Consider the following 23253-nt stretch of genomic DNA (forward strand, 5'->3'; position numbering starts at 1 on the left):
TACACGGACCGGGGGACGCCGCAGAAGGAGGAAGAAGAGTGATCACCAAAGCACAGATCCGCGATGTGCTCGACCACCCGGTCTACGACGCCGACGGCAACAAGATCGGCAACGCGAACCATGTCTTCCTCGACGACGCCACCGGCGAACCGGACTGGGTGAGCGTACGGACGGGCCTGTTCGGCAGCAGCGAGTCGTTCGTGCCGATCCGCGACGCCCACATGGTCGAGGGCCACCTCGAGGTGCCCTACCCGAAGGACAGGATCAAGGACGCGCCGAACGTCGACGTGGACGCCGGTGGTCATCTCTCGGCCGAGGAGGAGCAGCGTCTGTACCGGCACTACAGCATCGACTGGAACGCCACGTGGAAGGGCGCCAACCAGCCCTCCGAAGGCGGCCGGGACGACTCGGGGACTGCCGGCGCAGGTGCGGCCGGAGCCGGTGGCGCTGCCGCGGGCACGGCCGATCGGAGCCGTGCCGGGTCCGGTCAGGGCATGGCCGGCGCGACCCCCGCCCACGGGCGTGCGGCGGAGGCCGGGCCCCGCGGCCGCGATCTGGCGGGCGACGGCCGGGACATGGCGGGCAGGGACCGCCGGGACGACACCGACGTGGCGATGACGGGCTCCGAGGAGACCATGCACGTCGGCACCGAACGCAACGGGGTCGGCCGCGCACGGCTGCGCAAGTACGTGGCTCCGGAGGAGGAGCAGTAGACCGTTCCGCCGCGCGTCATGGGTTCGGCGCGGCGGGCAGCGTCCCGGTCCGACGCTCGTGGAGCTGCTCCAGCCGTCGCTGGAGCAACTGGAGCGCGCCCCGCTGCCGGCCGGGCACCCGGCGCCGCAACACGACCAGAGCAGGGGCCAGTTGCATGGCGCGGCCGGTGTCCCTGATCTGCTCCCACTGGTGGTGGGCCCGGTCCACGGCCGCCTCGACATCCGGATCGTCCGCGGTCTGCTGCCGTCCCAGGCGCACCTCTGCGGCGGTCATCCACAACTCGCAGCTGCGGGCGGGGTCCTGCGCGAGACGCGCCAGATCCGCCCGTACCTCCAGCCAGTGCAGGACCTGGACCGAGCCGGGTCCATGGGTGCGCAGCGCCTCGTTCTCCTGTGCCGAGGCGGCGGCGGCCGCCTCGGCATGGCGTCCGGCCCGTGCGGCCGCGAGGATCGCCGGGTGCGGGTCGCTCGGAGGCGGCTCGGTCCCCGATGCCGGCGGCGGCGCGGCCGGGCCCGCGGGGACAGGGACGGGGAGGGGCAGCGGTCCGGGTGTGCGGACCGCGGCGGCGTCGACACCGAACAGCAGTGCGCCGTCCTGGCCGTACTCGGAGGCGGCCTGGGCAGCGGCCTGTTCATGCAGTTGAGGCAGCGGCGGACGCGCCCCGCTGCGCCAGATGGCGGCGACAGCCTTCAGATGGACGGGAACGGCGACGCACCGGCGCCCGCCTGGTGCCGGGGCGATGCGCCCGTACATCCGGGTGCCGTCGCCGAGGCCTATATGACCGCCGGTGACCTGCTGCCAGGCTTCCGCGTCGGCGACGAGGTCGAGGACCACCGTGGTGGTGCCCGGGCGCCGGGCCTTCATCTCCCCGGCCAGCCAGTGCCAGGGCAGGCCCGTATAGCGCAGCGTCGACGGGACCGTGCGGGCGAGGGCCAGGTGCAGGAGGCGTTGCTTGCGGTCCACGTGCAACTGCCCCGCGAGATAGAGGTGCAGCGGTCCCGGCGCGGCCGCCGCGGCACGGATACGGGTGAGGACCGTCTGTGGATCGAGCGGGTCGGCGAGCTCGATCACCGTGGCCGCGGCGGCGCCTGACGTACCGGCGAGGATGTCCGCCGGCACGGCCGCGAGCGCGGGCAGCACCGACGCCGCGTCGATCAGACGCCCCTTGCCGGCCGGGGCGGCCGCGAGGAGCAGCGCGGTCCCCGGTGCCGGATTGTTCCGGTTCTCCCCTGTGATCAGCACATCAGCACCGTACCCGGTCCGGCGAACCGGGCCGGACGGCCGTCGTGAGGCCGCAGGTACGAGGCGCCCCGGCGTGGTCCGGCGGGAGCAACCCTCCTGAGGGTGGGGGGCTTTGCGCGCGCTTCGGGCCGGTCGGGGACCCCGTGTCTCGCCGCGCACCTCGGCGGGATCCTGCGGATCTGGCCACCCCGGGCTGTTGAAGCAGGTCCCGGCCGCCGCGGCGGCCGGTCGCACCGGGTGCGACCGGCCCGGCCATGAGTGCCGTGGGGCCGTGGTGGCCCTGAGACCGTGCCGGCCGTCGGGCCTTGGTGGCGTCGCGCTTCGTCAGGCCGTGTGCAGACGCAGCCCGTAGCGGCCCAGGATCTCGTTGACCGGCTGGTGCCAGGTCTGTCCGCCGCTGCCGCAGTTGCCCCAGCCGCCGGAGGTGACGCCCTGCGCCTGGTCGCCGCTGATGAACGAGCCGCCCGAGTCACCCGGTTCGGCGCAGACGCTCGTCTTCGTCATCTGATGGACGGCGCCCTGGCTGTAGTTGACCGTCTCGTTCTTGGCGAGAACGGTGCCGCAGTGCCAGTGGGTCGTGGAACCCGAGCGACAGACGGAGGCTCCGACCGGAGCCTCGGCCGAGCCGCGGACCAACTGGTCGGGGACGGTCCCCCAGCCGAGGACCACGGGCACCGTCCACCACCCGCTGCCGACGCTGACCCAGGCGTAGTCGTCACCGGGGAACGACGACCCCTGGAAGGTGCCGATGTGCGAGCCGTCCCAGCCGCGCACAGCGGCTCCCGGCCGACCGCAGTGACCGGCCGTCACGAAGCCCCCGTGCACGGAGAACCCGATGGAGCAGCGGACGTTGCCGGTGTAGTACGGGTCGCCGCCGACGGTTCCCGCAGCGAACGGCTCCGGTGCCTGCGCGGTCTCCTTCACCGTGATCGGGCCGGTGTCCCTCGCCCGGTCGAGAAAGACCTGGACATCGTTGTCAGCCCGTTCGGAGGCGACCACGTCCACGACGACCCGGTTCGCCTCGGGGTCGACGTGCCAACCGGCCACGCCGGCGGGCGCCTTCAGTCGGTCGATCTCACGCTTGACCGAGTCGAGCTGCTCCGCGGTGCGGGACACCAGTCGCACATCGGCGCCCGTCGCCCGTACGGCAGCCGTCCGATCCGGCTCGGTGACGGCCACGGTCAGCCTGCCGGTGCCGGCGTCGAACCAGGAGCCGCCGTAGGCGTCCCCGGCGGCGCGCTGCGCTTTTCCTTCGACGGCGGCGGCGCTCTTCTCCGCCGCGAGACGGGCCTTGGCCCCGGCCGCGTCGAGACCGAGGTCGCGCTGCATGGCCGCGAGCAGGCCGGTGGAGAGCTGCGGTTCGGGGGCGGATGCGGAGGCGACGGCGGGGCCGGCGCCGACCGCGGCCCACGAGCCCAGGACGAGGAGTGCGGACAGGCCCGTGCGTATGACTGTCGTGCGTCTCAAGGCGTTGACCTTTCGGTTGTTCCAGCAACGTGGGGGATGGAACAGGGGCCGCACCGAGAGCGCTCTCAGATGCGCCCGGGGCGGAGCGTAACCGAACCGCCGAGTCAGGTCCATGCCAAGTACGGCCCTGCGCCGGAGTTGTCCTGATCGCGTCGGGAACCGGCCGTGAAGAAAATGTGTCTGTGCCCGTGACAGCGCCAGGGCGGGGGGGAACGCGATGAACACCTGGTCGGTGCCCGGGTACACGGAATCCCGGGAGCTCGGTTCCGGTGGCTGCGGGCGTGTCGTGCTCGCCGTCCACGACGCCACCGGCGTGCCGGTGGCCGTGAAGTATCTGAGCGAGCGGCTGCGCGCGGACACCGGTTTCGTACGGGACTTCCGCGCGGAGGCCCAACTGCTGGGCGGCCTCGACTCGCCGTACGTGGTGCGGCTCTACGAGTACGTCGAGGCTCCGCAGGGCGCCGCCATCGTGATGGAGCTGGTCGACGGGCTCGCGCTGCGCGCCCTGTTGCTGCGGGAGGGCGCCACGGGGCCGGAGGCGGCGCTGGCGGTGCTGAAGGGCTCACTGCTGGGGCTTGCCGCCGCTCACGGCGCGGGTGTGGTGCACCGGGACTACAAGCCCGAGAACGTCCTGGTCGCTGCGGACGGCTCGTCCAAACTCGTCGACTTCGGCATCGCCGCGGGCGGGGGCACCACGCCGGGGGTGGCGGGCACACCCGCCTACATGGCCCCCGAGCAATGGCAGGGCGGGCCCGCGTCTCCCGCGGCCGACGTGTACGCGGCCACCGCGACGTTCTACGAATGTCTGACGGGCCACAAGCCGTTCCGCGGCGAGAACATCGCCGAGCTGGCGCTCCAGCACATCGAGGCGCCCGTCCCCGAGGACGACACGCCCGAGCCCGTACGGCCCCTGATCCGGCGCGGACTCGCCAAGTCCCCGGGCCGGCGGCCGGCGAACGCGGCGGCGTTCGTGGCCGAACTCGAGGAGATCGCGGGAGCGGCCTACGGCACCGACTGGGAGGAGCGCGGCCGGCGCAAGCTGGCGGCGCTGGCCGCACTGCTGCCGCTGCTGTTCCCTTCGGGAGGCCGGACCCCTGGGACGGCGGACGCCGCAACGACCACGATCGGCACGGGCGGAGGCACCGGGGCCGGCGTCGGCACCGGGGCCCGGCTCGCCGGATGGCTGCCGCCGGCACTGCGCAAGGCGCTCGCGGGGGCAGCCGCGCTGGCCGTCGCGGCCGTGGTCGCCGTCACCGCCCAGGCGGGTGAGGACACATCGCCGGGTGCGACCGCGCAGGCCCTCGCGACGACCAGCGCGATGCCGTCCCCGGGCGGCTCTCCGTCCCCCGGCGCAGGCGCGACCACCGGCCCGCCGGCGCCTGCCCCTTCGCCGGCCGGCACCACTGCCCCGCCCTCGCCGGGTGCGTCCGTCGGGCCGGCCACCGAACCGCCCGCGCCCCCGTCGGACCTGCCCGCCGGCCCGACGGTGTCCACGCAGCCGGTGGAGCCGTCGGCCGACCCGGTCGTCAGCCCGCCGCCGACGGTCGTTCCCGTGCGGGTGAAGTCCGTCTCGGTCACCGCCTTCCGGCAGACCGGTGCGGCAACCGCCGCCGCCACCGTCGAGGTCGTGACGGACGGAACGGGGCCGGTGACGATCGCCGCCTCGTGGTCCACCAGCAACGTGAAGGGCGAACCGGGGACCGTGGAAAGCACCCGGTCGTTCGAGCGGAGCGGAGCCACCCGATACACCCTCGACCTGGACCACGCCTTCCAGGGCACGGGCTGCTACTGGGCTGTCGCGGCGAGCACCGATCCGGCCGCGGCAAGCGGCAGTTCCACCCAGCAACTGCTGACCAGGAAGGGGTGCCCGGTCCTGTGAACGGCCGAACCGCGCCCCCGGGCGACGACGACTACAGCGCGACCGAGCTGGCCAGCCACTGGTTCCAGCGACCCGATCCCCCTCCCGTTCCCGATCGGGTCGAGGGCGACGTGCTGCGCTTCGGCCCCGGGGTGACCGCCTTCGTCCGCCAGCCGGGCAACAGCACCACGGCCGTCGCCGTATGGCACGGCACTCTCGCCGGCCGGCAGGCCGTCTCCCGGCCTGCGCGCGAGGGGCACCGCCGCCTGCGGCGGTACGCGCCGGCCGCCTTCCTGCTGGCACTCGTGCTCGTTTTCCTCGCCTGGCAGCGGTTCGGGCCGCAGACGGCCGTGCGGGACGTGGCCGTTACGGCGTCGCCCGGCGGGCCCGGCTGCGACGGGACCGCCGATGTGGTGGGCGTGGTGCGGACCGACGGACGGCCCGGAACCCTGCGCTACCGCTGGGTGCGCAGCGACGGCACCAGCTCGGGTGTGCTGCGCCAGGATGTGGCTCGCGGCCGGAAGGAGGTCCGCCTGCACCTGCTGTGGACGTTCCACGGCAGGGGCGAGTACCGGGCCGGCGCGGAGCTGCGGATCCTCTCGCCGTCCGGGCACACCGCCGGCGCGTCGTTCCTGTACCGGTGCCCCTGATACCGGCCGGGGACCGCAGCGCTGCGACAGCCCTCTTGGCAGGTGCGCAGCCGTTCGTGGCGTCGATGCGGTCCGGCGGCCTGTCGACGGGACCCGCGATCTCGGCCACCGGAGAATGGAACGCGACTTCGCCGATCCACCTCTTCGAGGTCGCATCTCCGGTATTCCGAAAGGCAGTGGTGGTATGGCCGTCGACGCAGCGAGCGTCACCGTCGCGCGCGAGGACGAACGCCGCGCACCGAGGAGCGGCCGACCCGGCCCACTCGCGCGATGGCGGTCCCTGTGGCCCGGGGCCCTGGCGCTGCTGCCGCTGGGTCTGCTCGCGCTGGCGTCGTGGTACGGCCGGCATGTGCGGCCCAGCGCCGACGAGTGGTGCTTCCTGCCTGTGGTCCGCGAGGACGGGATCTCCGGCCTGATCGGCAAGTTCTGGTTCACCGACAACGGACGGCTCGCCAATGGCCTGATGGTCGGCCTCTACACGAAGTTCCCGGTCGGCGGGCACCAGTGGTTCGGTCTCGTCAGCGGCCTGGTGATGCTGGTGCTGCTCTGGGCGCTCATCGCCCAGGTACTGCGCAGGACCGGGCAACAGGTGCCGCGTGGTGTGCCGCTGCTGGTGTCCGCGATGGTCTGCGCGGTGTTCCTGTTCGCCACGCCCAACACGTACAAGACGTTCTACTGGCCGGCCGCGTCCGTCTCGCACACCGTGGCCCCCGTGTTGGCGTGCGCTGCGGCCCTGCCCCTGCTGTGTGCCCGTGGGCGCAGCGGCAGGGCCGCCGCGCTGGTGACGGTCGCGGGCTCCGGCGTGTTCATGGGGACGCTGTCGGAGGAGACGTCGGTCGTCGCTCTCGTGGTGCTCTCGGGCGTGGTGCTCTTCGCCCACCGGATCTTCGCCGGGCGGGCGCGCCGTTCCGCCCGGGTCTGGTCGCTGGCGGGGATGGCCGGAATCGCCGTCGGCACCCTGCTGCTGGTGACCTCGCCCGGGTCGCGCAACCGACGCGAGCGGTACGGGGCGGAGAGCACGTCCATGCTGGCCCCGGAGTCGCTGCTGGGCTCCCTGCGCGGCTACGCGCAGATCCTCGAAACGGTCCTCACCACCTGGCAGTACGCCGGCGCGGTGGCGGCCGGTGTGCTCCTGGGGCTCATGGCGCGCGGGCGACGGGGAGGGGCGACGGTGCTGCTGCCGCCGAGACCGCTGTTCCTGATGGGCCTGGGGACCCTCGCCTTCCTGGTGTCCGGCTATCTGTGCACCGTCATCACCTATCCGGTCTTCGGCGCGAAGGTGGTCACCACCGAACGGACGTGGAACGACTATCTGCTGCTGTACGTCCTGCTGCTGGTGGCCGCCGGTGCGTTCGCCGGCCGGGCGCTTCGGCCACACCTGTCCGGGCGGCGGGCGCGCGCGGCGACGGGCGTGGCCGCCGCGGTGTGCGCGGCGACGGTTCTCGGGCTGGTGGGACCTCTGGCCGGCCTCGCGCACGACATGCAGGTGCGGGCCGAGCGGTGGGACCGCCAGGACCGTTACCTGCGTGAGGGTGCGGCGCGGGGGGCGACGGAACTGCCCTACACCCCGCTGTCGGTCGGGCGGATGCTGGAGCCGTTCAGCCAGGGCGGACGCCGGGTGTGGCCGGCGCAGTGCGTGGCCGACCACTACCAGCTGGACAAGGTCACTTACTCAAAGCGGCTTCCCTGAGCACTGCCTCGGGCTGCGCGGGCGCGGTCTCGTCGGTCTCACGGATCACATAGTGGGGCCGGCGCTTGGCCTCGTGGTAGATGCGGCCCACGTACTCGCCGATGACTCCGAGCGTGGCGAGCTGGATGCCGCCGAGTCCCACGATGGCCGCGATCAGCGTCGCGTAGCCGGGGGTCTCGACGCCGTCGAGGAGGACGTTGCCGATGATCCACAGTGCGTAGGCGAGCGCGGAGAGGAAGAGCCACAGACCGGTGTGGATCGCCAGCCGCAGCGGGCGGCTGTTGAAGGAGAGCAGCCCGTCGATGCCGTAGTTGAGCAGCCGCCGGCCGCCCCACTTGGAGGAGCCGGCGGCTCGCTGCACATTGGAGTAGGTGAAGCTGACGGTGTCGAAGCCGATCCAGGAGAAGAGGCCCTTGGAGAAGCGGTTGGACTCCGGCATGGTGAGCAGGGCGTCGACGGCCCGGCGGGACAGCAGCCTGAAGTCCCCCGCGCCGTCGACGACTTCGACATCCATGAAGCGGCGCACAAGACGGTAGTAGCCCTGGCTCAGCACCCGCCGCAACGCGCTCTCTCCGGTGCGGTCCCGCTGCGCGACGACCTGGTCGTAGCCGTGGCGGTGCAGCTCCAGCATGCGGCGCACGAGGTGGGGCGGGTGCTGCAGATCGGCGTCCATGAGGACGACCGCGTCGCCGCGTGACATGCGCAGTCCGGCGAGCATCGCGGACTCCTTGCCGAAGTTGCGGCTGAAGGAGGTGTAGCGGACGCGGGGGTCGGACGCGGCGAGTTCCTTGAGGCGCGCCCGGGTCCCGTCGCCGCTGCCGTCGTCGACGTAGCAGATCTCGAATGCCGTACCGGCCGGCTCGAGGGCGCCGACCAGCTCCCGGTGGAAGGCGTCGATCACGTCGTCCTCGTTGAAGCACGGCACGACGACCGAAGTCTGGACCGTTGTCATCTCACTCCATGCGCTGTGGTGCGGGCGGACTGCGTACCCCGCGGCCCGTTGCATGGAGGGAAGACGGCGGACGGGACACGGAGGTTGCCTTCACGCTGGCGCGGACAACGGTTCGTCGCCGGGCATTGGGCCGTCTTGGGGCGTGTCCGGCCGTCCGGGCTCGGGATGACGGAGGTCAGGTCCGGGCACGGCGCCGCAGCAGCACGGAGCCGCAGACCGAGGCCAGCGCGAGGGCAGCCGCGGCGGCACCGAAGAGGATCACGGGGCGCTCACCGACGGCGTCGGCGGCGGGCACCGGGGCCGCCTGCCCGGGCGAAGCGGTCCGGGACGGGGCAGGGGCGGCCTGCCCCGAGGAGGCGGTCGGTGACTGGGCCGTGGGAGGCGGCGGGGCGGACGCAGAGGCCGGCGGCCTGGGCCGCGCTGGGTTCTGCTGCGTGTCCTCACCAGGCGTGAGGACGACGTCCGAACACGAGTAGTACGTGTCGGGTGTGTCCGTGTTCCGCCAGATCGTGTACAGCACATGACGACCCGTGAGCCCCGCGGGCAGGCGGCCCCTGATCCGGTACGCACCGTTTTCGAGCGCCGGGTCCGTGGCGGTGGCGAACGGCCGGTCGCCGAGCTCGGCCCAGGTCAGCGGCGCGGCCGGGTCGTGTTCCCGCTGGGTCAGGTACAGCTCGAAGGTTCCTTTGTGCGGGATGCTCGAACGGTAGGTGAGCGTGAACGCGGCGCCCGCCTTCAGCGGCGTGGCCGGCCAGTCGGCGCGGGCCACGTCGAGCCCGCGGTACGCGTCGAGGCCGGCGCTGCACAACTGTCCGTCGGGCACCGCCTCACGGTCCCTGCCGCCGATGTCGGGCAGCCGCAGGTTGTCCCACGCGCCGATCGGGGCTCCCCCGTTCGCATCGACGGCGGCCCGGCAGGCGCCCGACGCGCGCTGGGCGTCCTCGAGTCCGCAGACGGCGGTCCGGCTGACCGGGTCGGTGGGCGACCCGTGCGCCTGGGCGGTACCGGCGGCCAGCAGGACCAGGGGCACGGCGCCGGCCAGCGCGGTCACGGCGACGGCTGGGGTGCGGCGAAGTCCGGTCATCGGCTGCGGACCTCCTCGGGGCTCGACGGCTGCCGTGGAGTACGGCTGCGGCGCGGCGGGCGTTCAGCAGGACGGGTGCGCGGCACGGCGCGGTTGGGTGCGCGGCACGGCACGGTGCGCGGGCAGGGGTCACAGCGTGATCCGGGCGGCGATGGGCAGATGGTCGCTGCCTGTCGCGGGCAGCGACCGGACGTGGGTCACCTTCGCCGACCGGGACAGGATCTGGTCGATCCGTGCGACCGGGAAGGATGCCGGCCAGCTGAAGGCGAAGCCCGGGCCGGCCACGCCCACATGCGCCAGGACCGGGTCGAGACCGCGGTCGTCGACAGTGCTGTTGAGGTCTCCCAGCAGGATCACCCGGGACTGCTCCTCCGCGGCGAGGGCGGCGCCGAGCAGCCGGGCGCTCTCGTCGCGCCATGCGGAACTGAAACCGCTGCCCATCCCGAGTCGTACGGACGGCAGATGCGCGACATGGACGGCGACCGCGGCCCCCGGCGTCAGAACGGTGGCCCGCATCCCTCGGTTCCAGCCGGTGCGGACACCGCGCGGCTTGAGGTCGACCGGCCGTACCTCCGCCAGCGGATGTCTCGACCACAGGCCCACGGTGCCCACCACGGCATGGTGCGGAAGATCGGGCGCCAGCGCCTTCTCGTAGGCGGGCAGCGCGGACGGGACGAGCTCCTCGAGGGCGACGAGGTCGGGGCGGACGCTCAGCAGCGTCCGCGCGGTGCCTGCCGGATCGGTGTTCACATCGCTGACGTTGTGCTGCACGGCGACAAGACCGGCCGGCCCGCCGGACGCGGGCAGCAGCAGCGCACCGAAGAGCCCGAGCCACACGGCTGCCGGCAGCAGCAGGGCGATCAGGGCTGTGACGGAACGGCGCAGCAGGGCGGCGACCAGCAGGACGGGTACCGCGAGAGCGAGCCACGGCAGGAACGTCTCCAGCAGACTGCTGAGCCGGCCGACGATGTTCGGCACGGCGGAGTGGAAGGCGAGCGGACAGGCGACGAGCACGGCGAGCGCCGCGAGCAGGCGGCCGCGGCCGAAGCGGGAGCGCCCGCGGTGGTCGGTACCCCAGCTTCCCCTGCCCGGGAACCGGATGCCCCGCTGTCGTTCGGTGGCACCGCCCTTGGCCGCGCGGTGCTCGTTGGCGTCGCTCGTCACTGCCGCTCCGTTCCCCGTCGGACCGACGATCTTGCCAGCTTCGGAGCGCGCCACTGTCAGTGGGCGCCGATAGCGTCTGCACGCCCGACCGCACCAGGCAGGAAAGAGGTTCTGATGGAGTTCCGGATAGAGCGCGGGGTACTGGCGGATGCCGTCGCCTGGGCGGCCCGCGTGCTGCCGGCCCGCTCCCCCGTCCCTGTGCTGGGCGGACTGCTGCTGGAGGCGGACGGCGGCGGCCTGCTGCGTGTCTCGGGCCTCGACCATGAGGCGTCCGCCCGTATCGAGGTCGAGGCCGACGTCGAACTGCCCGGGCAGGTGCTGGTCATGGGGCGCAGGCTGCTGGACGTCTGCCGCGTGCTGCCGGGCGGGACGGTACGGTGCGCGGTGGACACCTCACGCCTGTCGGTCAGCTGCGACGGTGCACGTTTCGGGCTGTCGGTACTGCCCCTTGAGGATTATCCGGCCCTGCCCGCGCTGCCGGAGCTCTGCGGGGCGGTGGACGCGCAGGCGTTCGCCGCCGCGGTGGGGCAGGTGGCGGTGGCCGCCGGGCGGGACGACTCGCTGCCCGTGCTGACCGGAATCCGGCTGGCGCTCGACGGCGGGACGATGACGCTGGCGGCAACCGACCGGTACCGGTACGCGGTGCGCACACTCGAGAGTGGAAGCCGTCTTCGCCGCAGGCGTCGGCCGACGTCGTCGTGTCGGCCCGGCGGCTGGCCGAGGCGGCACGTTCGCTGGAGCGGGCCGGCACGGTCGGCATAGCGCTGGACGGAGGCACGATCGGGTTCGGGAGCACCGGGATGCGGATCACCGCGCGGCTGCTCGACGGCCGACTGCCGGGCCACGACAAGCTGTTCGCCCTGCCGGAGGCCGCGTCGGCCCTCACCGGGAGGACACCGCTGCTCGAAGCGGTGAAGCGGGTGGCGGTGGTCGCGGAGGGCGACAGCCCGCTGCGGCTGGCGTTCTCGGCGGACTTGGTCCGCCTCCAGGCCGGTCATGAGGACGATGTGGCCTCGCAGGAGCTGCCCGCCGCTCTGGAGGGCGCCGGGGAGATGACGGTGGCGTTCAACCCGTCGTATCTCGTGGACGCCTTGTCGTCGTTCGACACGGAGGGGGTGCGGTTCCAGCTGCTGGGGCCGGGTCAACGGGCTCTGCTGAGCGGCGTGACACCGGCCGGTACGGGACCGGCCGGCCAGGGGACGGACGACTGCCATCGGCATCTGCTGATGTCGGTGAAGCCACAGCTGTGAGCCGGTGAACGGGCCGGTCAGAGGTCGCCGGGCTTCCACGCCACCACCATGCAAATGCGCGGGCTGCCGTTCGCGAGGTGGCCCAGCTCGGTCAACGGGCACAGTTCCACGGTGAATCCGGTCCGGCCGAGGTCGGCGAGCACCGCGGACAGCGGGAAGGTGCGGTAGTACATGACGAACTGCGGGCGCCACAGGGCGTTGCGCACCCGCATCGCCACGTCGAAGCCCAGCAGCTTCCAGTAGAGCGACGAGTTCGGGCCGGGCGGGGCCGGCATCGGGAACGCGAAGACGCCGCCGGGGCGGAGGGCGGCGTAGGCCTGGGCGAAGAGCAACGGACGTTCCCGCGGCAGGAAATGACCGAAGGCGCCGAAGCTCACGGCCAGGTCGAAACCTGGGGCGAAGGGCAGTGCCCGCACGTCCGCCCGTACCCAGGAGACGGCCGGTCCGTCCCGGCCGGCGGGCGACTCTGCCGCCGGCTGCTCACCAGCGGCCGCGGCTGTCGCGGCGGCGAGCATTCCGGCGCTGAAGTCGACGCCCACGGCCCGCTCCCGGCACACCTGCCGCAGCACGCTCATGCCCGCTCCGGTGCCGCAGCAGATGTCGAGGCCGGCCGTGAAGGGCCCGAGTGGCCGCAGGGCGCCCGTCATCGCGTCCAGCAGCCGGTCAGAGGTACGGAACGGCGTCAGGTCGAACTTGGGGGCGAGCAGGTCGTAGCCGTGCTCGATCGAGGAGAGCGCCTGCACGGCGAGTTCGCGAAGCGTGGGGCCCTGGGCGGTGAACATCGGGGCTCAGCGTAGTGCCCGGCGAGCCGGCAGGGATCCGCTTCACACTTTCGTCGTATTGACGATAATCACCCTCACCTTATATCGTCACACCGACGAAAAGAGGGGGTTCTGTCATGGCCGACATCACCGCACGTCTCGGCTGGCGCCATCTGCGCGCCGCGCCCACCGCCCATGTCCGCCACCACAGGCGCGGCCGTCTCGCCCACGACGGGACGGGCCTCAGCTTCTGGTTCCGCGCACTCACCGCCGCGCTGTCCGAAGTACCGGTCGACGACCGCGAGTTGGCCGTCTCCTTCCACGCCCGCACCGCCGACTTCCAGGACGTTTCGGTACAGGCCACCGTGACCTACCGGATCAGCGATCCCTCGACGGCCGCGGCCCGGCTCGACTTCTCCATCGACCCCGACACGGGGGCGTGGCGCGCCGCGCCGCTGGAGCAGATCGCCACCCTGCTCACGGAGACCGCACAGCAGCACGCCCTCGACGTACTGGCCCGCACGCCGCTCGCGGCGGCGCTCGCCGACGGCGTCGCCGCCGTCCGCACCCGCATCACGGACGGGCTGGCCACCGAGCCCCGGCTGCCGGCCACCGGCATCGAGGTGGTGGCGGTACGGGTGGTGGCGATCCGCCCGGAGCCCGAGGTGGAACGCGCCCTGCGTACCCCGGCGCGGGAGCAGATCCAGCAGGAGGCGGACCGCGCGACGTACGAGCGCCGGGCCGTCGCCGTGGAGCGCGAACGCGCCATCGCGGAGAACGAACTGGCCAGCAAGATCGAGCTGGCACGCCGCGAGGAGCAACTGGTCGAGCAGAACGGCACCAACGCCCGCCGGCAGGCCGAGGAGAGCGCGGCGGCGGACGCCGTGCGCGCGGACGCGGAGGCGAAGCGCAAGGTGCGCCTCGCCCGGGCGGAGGCCGAGGCGGCGAAGGAGGTCGGCGAGGCACGGGCCGGGGCGCAGGCCGCCTGGCTGCGCGTGCACGGCGAGGTGGATCCCGCGACCCTGCACGCCCTTGCCGCCACCCGGCTCGCCGAGAACCTGCCGCGGATCGACAGCGTCACCCTCTCCCCCGACGTCCTGACCGGCCTGCTGGCGAGGCTCGGCGGACAGCGCGAGACGGACGGGCAGGGCGGCCCCGGCGCACAGGGTCGGACTGGAGGCCGGGCGTGAGCCTGGCCCCCCGCGCCGTCCTCGTGCACCGCAGCACCGAGTACGAAGAACTGCTGGCCCGGCACGGGACCCGTGGGCAGGCCGAGTTCTTCCTGACCTCGCGCGGCCGCAGCATCCGGGAGGTGGCCGAGCGGCACCACCGTACGCAGCGGGCGCTGGCGGATGTGTCGGCCGCCGTTCCGCTGCAGTGGCGGCAGGCCCGTGTGGAGCGCCAGGACCTCGACCGGTTCCTGTTCGGCCCCGAGGACGTGGTGGTCGTGGTGGGCCAGGACGGCCTGGTCGCCAACACCGCCAAGTACCTCGCCGGCCAGCCGGTGGTGGGCATCGACACGGAACCGGGCCGCAATCCGGGGATCCTGGTGCGCCACCGGGCCAAGGACGCGGAGCGGCTGCTGCGCTCCGCCGTCCTGCCCGGCCGCACCGCCGACGAGCTGACCATGGTGGAGGCCGTCGCCGACGACACACAGCGGCTGCCCGCGCTCAACGAGATCTATCTGGGCCCGCCCGGTCATCAGACCGCCCGCTACCGTCTGGGGCACGACGGCGACGGGTCCGGCGCGGAGGCCCAGGCGTCGTCCGGGGTGCTGGTCGGCACGGGCACCGGCGCGACGGGGTGGCTGCGCTCCGTGTGGCAGGAGCGCGACAGCCCGCTCGCGCTGCCGGGGCCCACCGATCCACGGCTCGTGTGGTTCGTCAGGGAGGCCTGGCCGTCCCCCACGACCGGGACGACCAGGGTGTCCGGCGCACTGGGACCGGGCCAACGGCTGCGGATCGCCGTGGAGTCGGACCGGCTGGTGGTCTTCGGCGACGGAATGGAGAGCGACTCGTTGAGTCTCACCTGGGGGCAGTCGGTGTCACTGGGTATCGCGGACACCTCGCTGCGGCTGCTGGTTTGAGCCGCCGGAGCCGTCCGGCCGGCCCGCCGAATGGCCGGACATCGCTCTAGCCGCCCTCTTCACAGGTTTCTACCATTCGACCAACTCCCGGCCCCCGCAGGCCGGGAGCCCGGCGCTCGCATGTCATGTGCATGATTTTTCCACAACATCGGCATGTGCGGCGGAACGAGAACTCACTCCGGAGCAACTGGTCCGTGACGGCCCCCACCGCCCAGGCGGGCGGCCGCACCCCCCAACCAGGCGGCACGCACCCGTGTGCCACGACCGCCCGGCACCGACAGCAATGGAACGGAGAACCCATGACCGGTGGAATGCTGGCGAGCGGCGCAATCGCCGCACTGTTCGCCTCCGCCCTCCCCGCCCAGCACAGCCCCTCCGTCATCACCGACCCGCCGCCGGACAGGATCGTGATCGAGATCGCGACGGTCAACGGCTCCGGGTGCCCCGCGGGGACGGCCGCCGTCGCCGTCTCACAGGACAACACGGCGTTCACGGTGACCTACAGCGACTACCTCGCCCAGGTCGGCGCCAACTCCCCGGCCACCGCGTTCCGCAAGAACTGTCAGCTCAATCTGATCGTGCACGTGCCGCAGGGCTTCACGTACGCGATCGCGAGCGCCGACTACAGAGGCTTCGCCTCGCTGCAGCCCGGCGCGAGCAGTACGGAGAAGGCCTCGTACTACTTCCAGGGCTCACCGAGCACCGCCTACCGGTCCCACACCTTCGAGGGCCCGTACGACGACAACTGGCAGGCGACCGACCGGACGGACTGGGCGCAGCTGGTCTGGGCGCCCTGCGGTGTGCAGCGGAACTTCAACATCAACACCGAACTCCGCGTCAACGCGGGCACCTCGGACCCGGCGGAGACCAGCTTCATGACCATGGACTCCACCGACGGCGACATCAGCACGATCTATCACATGGCCTGGAAGGAGTGCCCGGGACGCTGACGCGAGCAGCCCCGGCCGGGACTCCCCCACCCGGCCGGGGCACCCGCTCCTGTCACAGCTCCTTGGCGGGGCGTTCGGATGTCGTGTCCCCCGGCTGCTCGGCGGCGGCCGGATCGAGGATGCGCATCAGGAAGTTGCGGGTGCGCACCTGCTGGGGGTCTCCCACGACCCGCTCGGCCGGCCCTTCCTCGACGATCACCCCGCCGTCCATGAACACCACCCGGTCGGCGACCTCCCTGGCGAAGCTCATCTCGTGGGTCACGACCATCATCGTCATGCCTTCGGCCGCCAGCTGTCGCATCACCGCGAGGACCTCGCCCACCAGCTCCGGGTCGAGCGCGGAGGTCGGCTCGTCGAAGAGCATCACCTCCGGGCCCATGCTCAGCGCCCGGGCGATCGCCACCCGCTGCTGCTGGCCGCCGGAGAGCTGTGACGGATAGGCGTCGGCCTTGTCCGCAAGGCCCACCCGTTCCAGGTTCCGCCGTGCCACCTCGAAGGCCTCCGCCTTGTCCCGTCGCAGCACCCGCCGCTGCGGAAGGGTGAGGTTCTCGGTGACGGTGACATGGGGAAAGAGGTTGAACTGCTGGAAGACCATGCCGATGCGGCGGCGTACCGCGTCGATGTCGACATCCAGGTCGGTGACCTCTGTGCCGCCGACGAAGACCTGGCCGGCGGTCGGTTCCTCCAGGAGGTTCACACAGCGCAGCAGCGTCGACTTGCCCGAGCCGGAGGGGCCGATGACGCACACCACCTCGCCCCGGCCGATGTCGAGGTCGATGCCACGCAGCACCTCGTTGTCGCCGAACGACTTGTGCAGGCCCCGGATCTCGATCTCGGGGCGGTCCATGCTGCTCATGTTCTCGCTGCTCCCGCTTCCCGACGACTGTGCTCCGACCGGCATCCGCTGCTCACCTGGCCTTGTCGGCGCGCGCCTCGAGGCGGCGCACCACGATGCTGAGCGGCACCGTCACCAGCAGGTAGCACAGGCCGGCGACGAGAATCGGGGTGGAGTTGGCGGTCTGGCTCGCAAGGTCCCTGCCGAACTTGGTCAGTTCCCGTTCCTGGAGGGTGACACCGAGGAACAGCACCAGCGAGGAGTCCTTGAAGAGCAGGACCAGTTCGTTGGTGAGCGGCGGGATGACGATCCGGAACGCCTGCGGGATGACCACGGACACCATGGCCCTGGCGTGCGAGAAGCCCAGCGAACGAGCCGCCTCCATCTGCCCCTTGGGCACTGCCTGGATGCCCGCCCGGATCGTCTCCGCCATATAGGCGGCGGCGACCAGCCCGAGGCCCAGGGCGACCTTGCCGTACGTGCCACCGGGGATCTCCGTGCCGGGGAAGGCCAGCGGTACGGCCACACCGACGAAGATGAAGATCAGCAGCGCGGGCAGACCGCGGAAGATCTCGATGTAGACGCTCGCCACCCATCGGTAGGGGGCGACCGACGACAACCGCATCAGCGCGATGACAAGTCCCAGGACCAGGCCGAAGACGAACCCGGACACCGTGTAGACCACGGTGTTGCGCAGCGCGATCGTGATGATGTCCGGAAACAGCTCGGAGGCGAGGTCCTTCTGCGCGAACTGGTTCTGCAGACGGTCCCAGTCCGCCCCCAGGCCGATCAGGACCAAAACCGCCACGAACACCGCGTACTGGACGCCCTGCGAGATCCGCCGCCGCTGGCGACGGGTGAGGCGTGAGGTCACGACTGCGCCTTGGGCAGCGGGCCGATCCACTGCTCGTAGAGCCTGTCGTACGTGCCGTCGGCGCGGGCTTCATTGATCGCCTTGTCGATCGCGGCGCGCAGCTTGTCGTTGCCCTTCTTCACCGAGAAGCCGTACTGCTCACCGGTCTCGATGTTCTGGCCGAGGACGAACTGCTCGGCGTTGGCCTTGTCCTTGAGCCAGCCCTGGACGACCGGGTAGTCGATGACGACCGCGTCGACCTGGCCGGTACGCAGCCCGTTCAGCACGGCGTCCGAACTCTCGAAGGCGACCGGGTCGAAGCCCTGGTCCTTGGCGTAGCTCTCGCCGGTGGTCTCGGCCTGGGCGCCCAGCTTCTTCTTCTGGGACTTGACGTCGTCGAGCGACGTCACGCCGCTCTTCTTGGTGGCCAGCAGCGCCTGGGTGGCATCGAAGTACGGGACGGAGAAGTCGACGTTCCTCTTGCGCTCGTCGGTGATGGTCATACCGGCGGCGGCCAGGTCGCACTCGCCGGAATTGAGGAACGCGCCCGTCTTGAAGTTCTCGAACGGGGTGTCGAGGATCTTCTGCTCGACCTTGAGGTTCTTCGCCACCAGATCGATCAGGGCGACGTCGAAGCCGACGACCTTGCCGCCCTGCTCGAACTGGAAGGGAGGGTAGGGAAGGTGGGTGCAGGTGGTCAGCCTGCCCTTCTCCACCACGGGGACGCCGCCCGCCGCCGTCCCGGGCCCGTCGTCGGAGGAGGAACATCCGACGGCGAGGAACGTCCCGGCAGCCACCACGCCGGCGGTGGCGCGGACGCGGAAGCTGCTGCGGTGGGTGCGGTGGCCGCTGGCCGTCCCGAACACGGTGACCTCCATGGGTGGGGGGACGGGAGGCCGCAGTCCACGACCGCCCGCCGAGATCGTAAGCCACGGCACAGTTGGTGCGACGGAGCTTTCCATCGGGTCGCGCACGCCCTGGATGTCCCCTGCGGTGCGGGCATCAGTGGCGGCTCCGCGCAGATCACCGGCAGCTTCTCCGCCGACGAGGCCCGCGATCTCGCCACCCTGGTGAAGGGCGGTGCACTGCCTGCGCCGGTGACCACCGTCGAACAGAGCACCGTCGGCCCGACGCCCGGCGCCGAGGCCATCCGGGCAAGTGCGACGGCCGCCGTGATCGGGCTCCTCTGCACGGGTGCGTTCATCGTCGCCGTCTACCGGCTCCTCGGTCTGCTGGGCACCGTGGCGCTCGCGCTGTACGGGCTGATCTCGTACGCCGCCGTCGTCGGGCTCGGCGCGACGCTGACGTTGCCGGGGCTCGCCGGATTCGTGCTCGCGATCGGGATCGCCGTGGACGCCAACGTGCTCGTCTTCGAGCGGGCGAGGGAGGAGTACACCCGGCCCACGGGCCGGGCCGGCGCCCGTCCGCGGGACCTGCGGCGCCCGCTGCGCACCGGGTTCGCCAAGGCGTGGAGCGCCGTGGCCGACTCGAACATCACCACACTGGTGGCCGCAGCGCTGCTGTTCGTGTTCGCCACGGGGCCGGTGAAGGGCTTCGGCGTGACGCTGGCCATCGGTGTGCCGGCGTCGATGGTGTCGGCCATGGTGATCACCAGACTGCTCGCCGATTGGGCGGTGCGGGTGCCGGCCGTCCGGCGCCGGCCGGCCCTGACCGGTATGGCGGGGACGGGGCGGCTACGGGCCCGGCTCGCCCGGCGTCCTCCGCGGCTGATGCGGCACCGCGCCGCCGGCTGCGGATCTGCTCCGGGCTGCTGCTGCTCGCGGTCGCCGGGATCGGGGCGGCGGCCTGAGCCGCCGCTGTCGCGGCATCGGTGATGCTGCGACGGCGGCGGCACGCGCGGGCGGGTACGGAGATTCAGTGGTGGCCGGCGGCCGCGGGCGCCGACACCTCTGCGGTGGTCACCGCGCCGGTGGAACCTGCGACGACACGGCTGCCGGACCGGGCATCGCGGCGTTCGAGGGCGGCGGACAGGACGGCGAGGACGAGGGCCGCCGCGGCGAGCAGGGCGCCGACCCAGTTGGGGGCGGTCAGGCCCATCCCGGCGGCGATCACGATGCCGCCGAGCCAGGCGGCCAGCGCGTTGCCGAGGTTGAAGGCCCCGATGTTGACGGCGGAGGCCAGCGTCGGGGCGCCGTGGGCCTGGTCCAGGACGCGCTTTTGCAGCGGAGGCACCGTCGCGAAACCGAGCGCGCCGATCAGCACGATCGAGATCGCGGCCAGGACCTTGTGGTGCGCGGTGAGTGTGAACGCCCCGAGGACCAGGGCGAGGGCGGCGAGGGTGGTGTAGAGCAGGGGCATCAGGTGCTTGTCGGCGTACTTGCCGCCGAGCAGGTTGCCGCCGACCATGCCGGCACCGAAGAGGACCAGCAGCCAGGTCACGGAGGTGTCGGCGAAGCCGGCGACCTCGGTCATCATCGGCGCGATGTAGGTGATCGCGGCGAACACCCCGCCGAAACCGAGGACCGTCATCGCCATGGCCAGCAGGACCTGGGCGTTCTTGAACGCGGCGACCTCGTCGCGCAGCCGCACGCCCTGGGGCTTGGGCATGTCGGGCACGAGCCGGGCGATGCCGGCCAGACCGATCACACCGAGCGCCGCGACGATCACGAAGGTGGTGCGCCAGCCGACGGACTGGCCGATCAGTGTGCCACCGGGGACACCGACGACGTTGGCGACCGTCAGACCGGTGAACATCATGGCAATGGCGCCGGCCTTCTTGTCCGGGGCGACCAGATCCGCGGCGACCACGGAGCCGATGCCGAAGAACGCGCCGTGGGCGAGTGAGGCCACGATCCGGCCGGTGAGCATCATGCCGAAGGTGGGTGCCAGGGCCGACACGACGTTGCCGACGACGAACAGGACCAACAGCAGCATCAGCATCCGCTTGCGGGACACCTTGGTGCCGAGAGCGGTCATCAGCGGGGCGCCGACCACCACACCGAGGGCGTAGCCGGTCACCAGCAGACCAGAGGTGGGGATCGACACCCCGAAATCGGCCGCGACCGCGGGCAACAACCCCATGATCACGAACTCGGTGGTGCCGATGCCGAAGGCACCGACCGCCAGAGCCAGCAGCGCGAGAGGCATGGGAAGACCTTCCGAAGATTTGCGAGTGCTCCTTATGAGCGTCGACAATAATTGCACACGCATTTGATTGCAAGCGCGCTATTTTGTGCGAGCAAGGTAATGTAGCCCGCGGTGCCACAGGTGCGTACCAGGCGCCGCGCGGGCGGGGCATGTGGCCCGCGTTCTGGGTGCTCGGCAACGACGTCGGGCAGCTGGGCCGGCCGGCCTCCGGCGAGATCGACGTCATGGAGAACGTCGGCTTCGAGTCGTCCACCGTGCACGGCGGCGCACTGCACGGCCCCGGATATTCGGGGCTCGGGCGGCATCGGCGCCGGAGGTCACCACCGGCGACAGCCCGGCGACCGGCGGGCCGATCACCGGGATCGGCGGCAGGTGCGTGGACGTGGCCGGGCGCGGGCACCGCCAACGGCTCGCCGGTACAGCTCTACGACCGCAACGACACCGTCGCGCGGCGCTGGAGCCCGGGCGGCGACGGCACACCATCAAGGCCCTCGGCAAGTGCGACGCCGCCTCCGGCGGCATCACCGACGGCACCCTCGTCGTGACATCGTCAACCCCCAGGCGCACAAGTGCCTGGACGCCACCAGGAACAGACGGCACTCGCCTGCAGATCTGGACGTGCACCGGATCTGCCAACCAGCAGTGGACGGTGACGAGATGACCGGCGGCCGGACCGTGGCCGAGGTCGGCCGCGGTTCGACGGAGGGCGCGCCGCCCCCGGGCACACCTCTCGGTCCCGACCGATCCACGACCTGCGCCGCCCCGGTCGGAGGCCAGGACGACCGTCCACTTCGGCGCAGAGCCCTCGCGCCTCGGGCCGTCAGGCCGCGCGGGCGGGCGGCGATCCTTCGACCTCGAACGCCACCTGGTCGTCGTAGCACCACCACCAGCCCTCACCCGGTTCGTAGGAGCGGATGAGAGGGTGGCCGGTGGCGGCGTGATGGGCGGACGCATGCTTGTTCTGCGAGGAGTCGCAGCAGCCGACATGCCCGCAGATCTGGCACTGCCGGAGATGGAACCAGGCATCGCCCCGTGCGACGCACTCGGGACAGCTGTCGGGACTGTCGGGCGTGACGTCGCGGACCTGGTCGAGGTGCCCGCAGACCGGGGCCGTCTTCCCACTGGAAGTCATATCGGTGCCTCCGGTCCCGTGCCGTGATCCAACCGGCGACCACCACGCCTACGCCGGCCGTCCCGCCCAACAGTGCTGGTCCCGCAGCCCGTCGGAGCGTGGCCTCTTCACGCTCTCCAGGCTCCCACCAGGGCCATGGCTGTCAAATCACGCCGATGCGTCATGTGCCGTGACCGAGGCCGCGACGGCGCTCTCGGTAGCGGCGAAGACGCCCAGCGGGAAGCGGGTGGAGTCGGCGCTCGCCCGGAGGATGCGCCGTGCCGCGCCGCTGGGGGTGACGACTGCCAGCGGCACCTGCAGACCGCTGCACAGTCGGTGGACCCGCAGCGCGGCGCTCAGGGTCGCGGCGCTCACCACGGGCGCGGCGAGTACGAGGACCACCGGCAGCGGCAGATGGGATCGGACGAGGCGCGCGATGGCCTGCACCGCGTACGCCCGGGTGCTGATGTCGATGTCGACGCGGACGGTGACGACCAGGACACCCCGGTCGACTGCATGGACAAGCATCGCGATTCTCCGATCACGCGCCTTATGAGAGGTTTGGCCGTATTGAAACTGCCCGCACGGCAGGCTCGCAAAGCGCAACGACCTGCTCGGCCCACCACCGTCCTCCGCCGCGGACCGGCGGGCTCGTGCTCTGCCGCTACACGGGCCGTCGTCCGCCGCGCGACCTGACCACGTGGGCCGGTTCACCGTGGCTGCCTTCTTCTGCGACGCGCTGCCGTTCACGCTGTTCGCCGTCGGGCGCCAGTCGTTCGACTCGGGCATGACGGCGTGCTGGACACGGCGACCCGCAGTAAGGACCCCCTCGGCCCGGCCCCTGGGGCACGGCGCGATAGCGTCGGGCGCCCATGATGATCGGAGTCGTACGGATGCCCCGGATATTCAGCGTCTCGGACAGCGTCGTGATCGACGCCGCCCCCTCGACGATCTACGCGCAGGTCAGCAACCCTGCGCTGATGGGGCGCTGGAGCCCTGAGAACCGCGGCGCGACCGTGCACGACGGAGGTGAACGGGCCTACGTGGGGATGGTCTTCGACGGCCGCAACACCCGCGGGCCGTTCAGCTGGACCACTCGCTGCACGGTCACGGCGGCGGACCCGGGCGAGCGGTTCGCGTTCCGGGTGCGGGCCATCGGCAGGAGGCGGCCCTTGCTGCCGGGCCGCATCGCCACCTGGGAGTACCGCTTCGAACGGGCCGCCGGCGGCGGGACGCGCGTGACGGAGACCTGGATCGACGACCGCCGCGGGTGGCCCGACTTCCTGGCGAACGCGTTCGACAAGGCAGCGACCCGGGGCCACACCTTCGCCGACTTCCAGCGCCGCAACATCCGCAGGACCCTGGCCAACCTGAAGCTGGCGATCGAGTCGGAGCCCGTCTGACGGCGGCGCGCCGGCGGCCCCGGGGCCGGGTCCGGCGCACTGCTCCAGGGGCGCCGACGGAACCGTCGGGGCCGG

The 23253-nt window shown here is 72.0% G+C and carries 20 protein-coding genes and 3 pseudogenes; 11 read left to right on the forward strand and 12 right to left on the reverse strand.

What is annotated here, in order from left to right:
- Positions 1-38: 38 nt before the first annotated feature.
- The gene (locus tag IE198_RS21115) at positions 39-713 is read left to right on the forward strand and encodes a PRC-barrel domain-containing protein (protein WP_229834172.1); all 675 of its coding nucleotides are present in this window, start codon (positions 39-41) and stop codon (positions 711-713) included.
- Between the two features lie 16 nt (positions 714-729).
- On the opposite strand, the gene IE198_RS21120 is transcribed toward IE198_RS21115, so the two are convergent.
- Together IE198_RS21120 and IE198_RS21125 are read right to left on the reverse strand one after the other, a co-directional pair.
- Complete coding sequence (locus tag IE198_RS21120; protein WP_189888881.1) at positions 730-1956, reverse strand: hypothetical protein; 1227 nt, start codon at positions 1954-1956, stop codon at positions 730-732.
- A gap of 324 nt (positions 1957-2280) precedes the next feature.
- Positions 2281-3423, reverse strand: a complete 1143-nt coding sequence (locus IE198_RS21125) for a S1 family peptidase (RefSeq protein WP_189888883.1) — start codon at positions 3421-3423, stop codon at positions 2281-2283.
- A 217-nt stretch (positions 3424-3640) separates the two neighbouring features.
- On the opposite strand from IE198_RS21125, the gene IE198_RS21130 reads away from it, so the two are divergent.
- The 3 genes from IE198_RS21130 to IE198_RS21140 all read left to right on the forward strand — a co-directional run bounded on the left by IE198_RS21130 (position 3641) and on the right by IE198_RS21140 (position 7621).
- Positions 3641-5302 (forward strand): serine/threonine-protein kinase, encoded by a 1662-nt coding sequence (locus IE198_RS21130; RefSeq protein WP_189888885.1) that lies wholly within the window; start codon positions 3641-3643, stop codon positions 5300-5302.
- Positions 5299-5931, forward strand: coding sequence for a hypothetical protein (locus IE198_RS21135; RefSeq protein WP_229834174.1), 633 nt, complete (start codon positions 5299-5301; stop codon positions 5929-5931). The genes IE198_RS21130 and IE198_RS21135 overlap by 4 nt, the downstream gene beginning before the upstream one ends.
- Positions 5932-6115: 184 nt before the next feature.
- Complete coding sequence (locus IE198_RS21140) at positions 6116-7621, forward strand: DUF6056 family protein (RefSeq protein WP_189888887.1); 1506 nt, start codon at positions 6116-6118, stop codon at positions 7619-7621.
- On the opposite strand, the gene IE198_RS21145 is transcribed toward IE198_RS21140, so the two are convergent.
- From IE198_RS21145 to IE198_RS21155, 3 genes are all read right to left on the reverse strand, one after another.
- A complete protein-coding gene (locus IE198_RS21145) occupies positions 7596-8573 on the reverse strand; it encodes a glycosyltransferase family 2 protein (protein ID WP_189888889.1) in 978 nt (325 codons plus the stop codon). The two genes, IE198_RS21140 and IE198_RS21145, sit on opposite strands and share 26 nt — an antisense overlap.
- Before the next feature lie 175 nt (positions 8574-8748).
- A complete protein-coding gene (locus IE198_RS21150; protein ID WP_189888891.1) occupies positions 8749-9657 on the reverse strand; it encodes a lytic polysaccharide monooxygenase auxiliary activity family 9 protein in 909 nt (302 codons plus the stop codon).
- A 129-nt stretch (positions 9658-9786) separates the two neighbouring features.
- The gene (locus IE198_RS21155) at positions 9787-10758 is read right to left on the reverse strand and encodes an endonuclease/exonuclease/phosphatase family protein (RefSeq protein ID WP_373299917.1); all 972 of its coding nucleotides are present in this window, start codon (positions 10756-10758) and stop codon (positions 9787-9789) included.
- Positions 10759-10935: 177 nt separating this feature from the next.
- On the opposite strand from IE198_RS21155, the pseudogene dnaN reads away from it, so the two are divergent.
- Positions 10936-12071: pseudogene (dnaN, locus tag IE198_RS21160) on the forward strand (DNA polymerase III subunit beta).
- A 17-nt stretch (positions 12072-12088) separates the two neighbouring features.
- Here the strand turns inward: dnaN and IE198_RS21165 are convergent.
- A complete protein-coding gene (locus IE198_RS21165; RefSeq protein ID WP_189888893.1) occupies positions 12089-12853 on the reverse strand; it encodes a class I SAM-dependent methyltransferase in 765 nt (254 codons plus the stop codon).
- Positions 12854-12969: 116 nt separating this feature from the next.
- Between IE198_RS21165 and IE198_RS21170 the strand changes: the two genes are divergently transcribed.
- From IE198_RS21170 to IE198_RS21180, 3 genes are all read left to right on the forward strand, one after another.
- The gene (locus IE198_RS21170; RefSeq protein WP_189888895.1) at positions 12970-14022 is read left to right on the forward strand and encodes an SPFH domain-containing protein; all 1053 of its coding nucleotides are present in this window, start codon (positions 12970-12972) and stop codon (positions 14020-14022) included.
- The gene (locus IE198_RS21175; protein ID WP_189888896.1) at positions 14019-14918 is read left to right on the forward strand and encodes an NAD(+)/NADH kinase; all 900 of its coding nucleotides are present in this window, start codon (positions 14019-14021) and stop codon (positions 14916-14918) included. Before IE198_RS21170 ends, IE198_RS21175 begins: the two co-directional genes overlap by 4 nt.
- A 299-nt stretch (positions 14919-15217) precedes the next feature.
- Positions 15218-15868, forward strand: coding sequence for a DUF4360 domain-containing protein (locus IE198_RS21180; protein ID WP_189888898.1), 651 nt, complete (start codon positions 15218-15220; stop codon positions 15866-15868).
- 52 nt (positions 15869-15920) lie between these two features.
- Here the strand turns inward: IE198_RS21180 and IE198_RS21185 are convergent, their stop codons facing one another.
- The 3 genes from IE198_RS21185 to IE198_RS21195 form a co-directional block, all read right to left on the reverse strand.
- Positions 15921-16715 carry an amino acid ABC transporter ATP-binding protein gene (locus IE198_RS21185; protein WP_189888965.1) on the reverse strand — a complete coding sequence of 265 codons (795 nt, stop codon included), beginning with the start codon at positions 16713-16715 and terminating at the stop codon, positions 15921-15923.
- 61 nt (positions 16716-16776) lie between these two features.
- Entirely contained in the window at positions 16777-17607 is an 831-nt protein-coding gene (locus IE198_RS21190; protein WP_189888900.1) for an amino acid ABC transporter permease, read from the reverse strand.
- Entirely contained in the window at positions 17574-18434 is an 861-nt protein-coding gene (locus IE198_RS21195) for an ABC transporter substrate-binding protein (protein WP_189888902.1), read from the reverse strand. The genes IE198_RS21190 and IE198_RS21195 overlap by 34 nt, the downstream gene beginning before the upstream one ends.
- A gap of 105 nt (positions 18435-18539) precedes the next feature.
- Between IE198_RS21195 and IE198_RS21200 the strand changes: the two are divergent.
- Positions 18540-19354 (forward strand): annotated as a pseudogene (locus IE198_RS21200) (SecD/SecF family protein translocase subunit); the annotation flags it as partial.
- Positions 19355-19431: 77 nt separating this feature from the next.
- On the opposite strand, the gene IE198_RS21205 reads toward IE198_RS21200, so the two are convergent.
- Positions 19432-20664, reverse strand: coding sequence for an MFS transporter (locus tag IE198_RS21205; RefSeq protein ID WP_189888904.1), 1233 nt, complete (start codon positions 20662-20664; stop codon positions 19432-19434).
- A 134-nt stretch (positions 20665-20798) separates the two neighbouring features.
- Here IE198_RS21205 and IE198_RS35410 point away from each other — a divergent pair.
- A pseudogene (locus IE198_RS35410) lies at positions 20799-21325 on the forward strand (ricin-type beta-trefoil lectin domain protein); the annotation flags it as partial.
- 159 nt (positions 21326-21484) lie between these two features.
- On the opposite strand, the gene IE198_RS21215 reads toward IE198_RS35410, so the two are convergent.
- Together IE198_RS21215 and IE198_RS21220 are read right to left on the reverse strand one after the other, a co-directional pair.
- The gene (locus IE198_RS21215) at positions 21485-21796 is read right to left on the reverse strand and encodes a UBP-type zinc finger domain-containing protein (RefSeq protein ID WP_189888906.1); all 312 of its coding nucleotides are present in this window, start codon (positions 21794-21796) and stop codon (positions 21485-21487) included.
- Positions 21797-21943: 147 nt separating this feature from the next.
- Positions 21944-22303, reverse strand: coding sequence for a hypothetical protein (locus IE198_RS21220; protein WP_189888908.1), 360 nt, complete (start codon positions 22301-22303; stop codon positions 21944-21946).
- 365 nt (positions 22304-22668) lie between these two features.
- Here IE198_RS21220 and IE198_RS21225 point away from each other — a divergent pair, with 365 nt between their 5' ends.
- Positions 22669-23178, forward strand: a complete 510-nt coding sequence (locus IE198_RS21225) for an SRPBCC family protein (RefSeq protein WP_100111563.1) — start codon at positions 22669-22671, stop codon at positions 23176-23178.
- The last annotated feature ends 75 nt before the right edge of the window (positions 23179-23253 follow it).

Origin of the sequence: Streptomyces xantholiticus (genome assembly GCF_014651015.1) — a bacterium.
Classification (GTDB): Bacteria; Actinomycetota; Actinomycetes; order Streptomycetales; family Streptomycetaceae; genus Streptomyces; species Streptomyces xantholiticus.

Coding starts and splice junctions, on each gene's coding strand:
- IE198_RS21130 (WP_189888885.1), top strand. CDS start 3,641: ATGAACACCTGGTCGGTGCCCGGGTACACGGAATCCCGGGAGCTCGGT.
- IE198_RS21140 (WP_189888887.1), top strand. CDS start 6,116: ATGGCCGTCGACGCAGCGAGCGTCACCGTCGCGCGCGAGGACGAACGC.
- IE198_RS21145 (WP_189888889.1), bottom strand. CDS start 8,573: ATGACAACGGTCCAGACTTCGGTCGTCGTGCCGTGCTTCAACGAGGAC.
- IE198_RS21150 (WP_189888891.1), bottom strand. CDS start 9,657: ATGACCGGACTTCGCCGCACCCCAGCCGTCGCCGTGACCGCGCTGGCC.
- IE198_RS21165 (WP_189888893.1), bottom strand. CDS start 12,853: ATGTTCACCGCCCAGGGCCCCACGCTTCGCGAACTCGCCGTGCAGGCG.
- IE198_RS21170 (WP_189888895.1), top strand. CDS start 12,970: ATGGCCGACATCACCGCACGTCTCGGCTGGCGCCATCTGCGCGCCGCG.
- IE198_RS21180 (WP_189888898.1), top strand. CDS start 15,218: ATGACCGGTGGAATGCTGGCGAGCGGCGCAATCGCCGCACTGTTCGCC.
- IE198_RS21185 (WP_189888965.1), bottom strand. CDS start 16,715: ATGGACCGCCCCGAGATCGAGATCCGGGGCCTGCACAAGTCGTTCGGC.
- IE198_RS21195 (WP_189888902.1), bottom strand. CDS start 18,434: ATGGAGGTCACCGTGTTCGGGACGGCCAGCGGCCACCGCACCCACCGC.
- IE198_RS21205 (WP_189888904.1), bottom strand. CDS start 20,664: ATGCCTCTCGCGCTGCTGGCTCTGGCGGTCGGTGCCTTCGGCATCGGC.
- IE198_RS21215 (WP_189888906.1), bottom strand. CDS start 21,796: ATGACTTCCAGTGGGAAGACGGCCCCGGTCTGCGGGCACCTCGACCAG.
- IE198_RS21220 (WP_189888908.1), bottom strand. CDS start 22,303: ATGCTTGTCCATGCAGTCGACCGGGGTGTCCTGGTCGTCACCGTCCGC.
- IE198_RS21225 (WP_100111563.1), top strand. CDS start 22,669: ATGCCCCGGATATTCAGCGTCTCGGACAGCGTCGTGATCGACGCCGCC.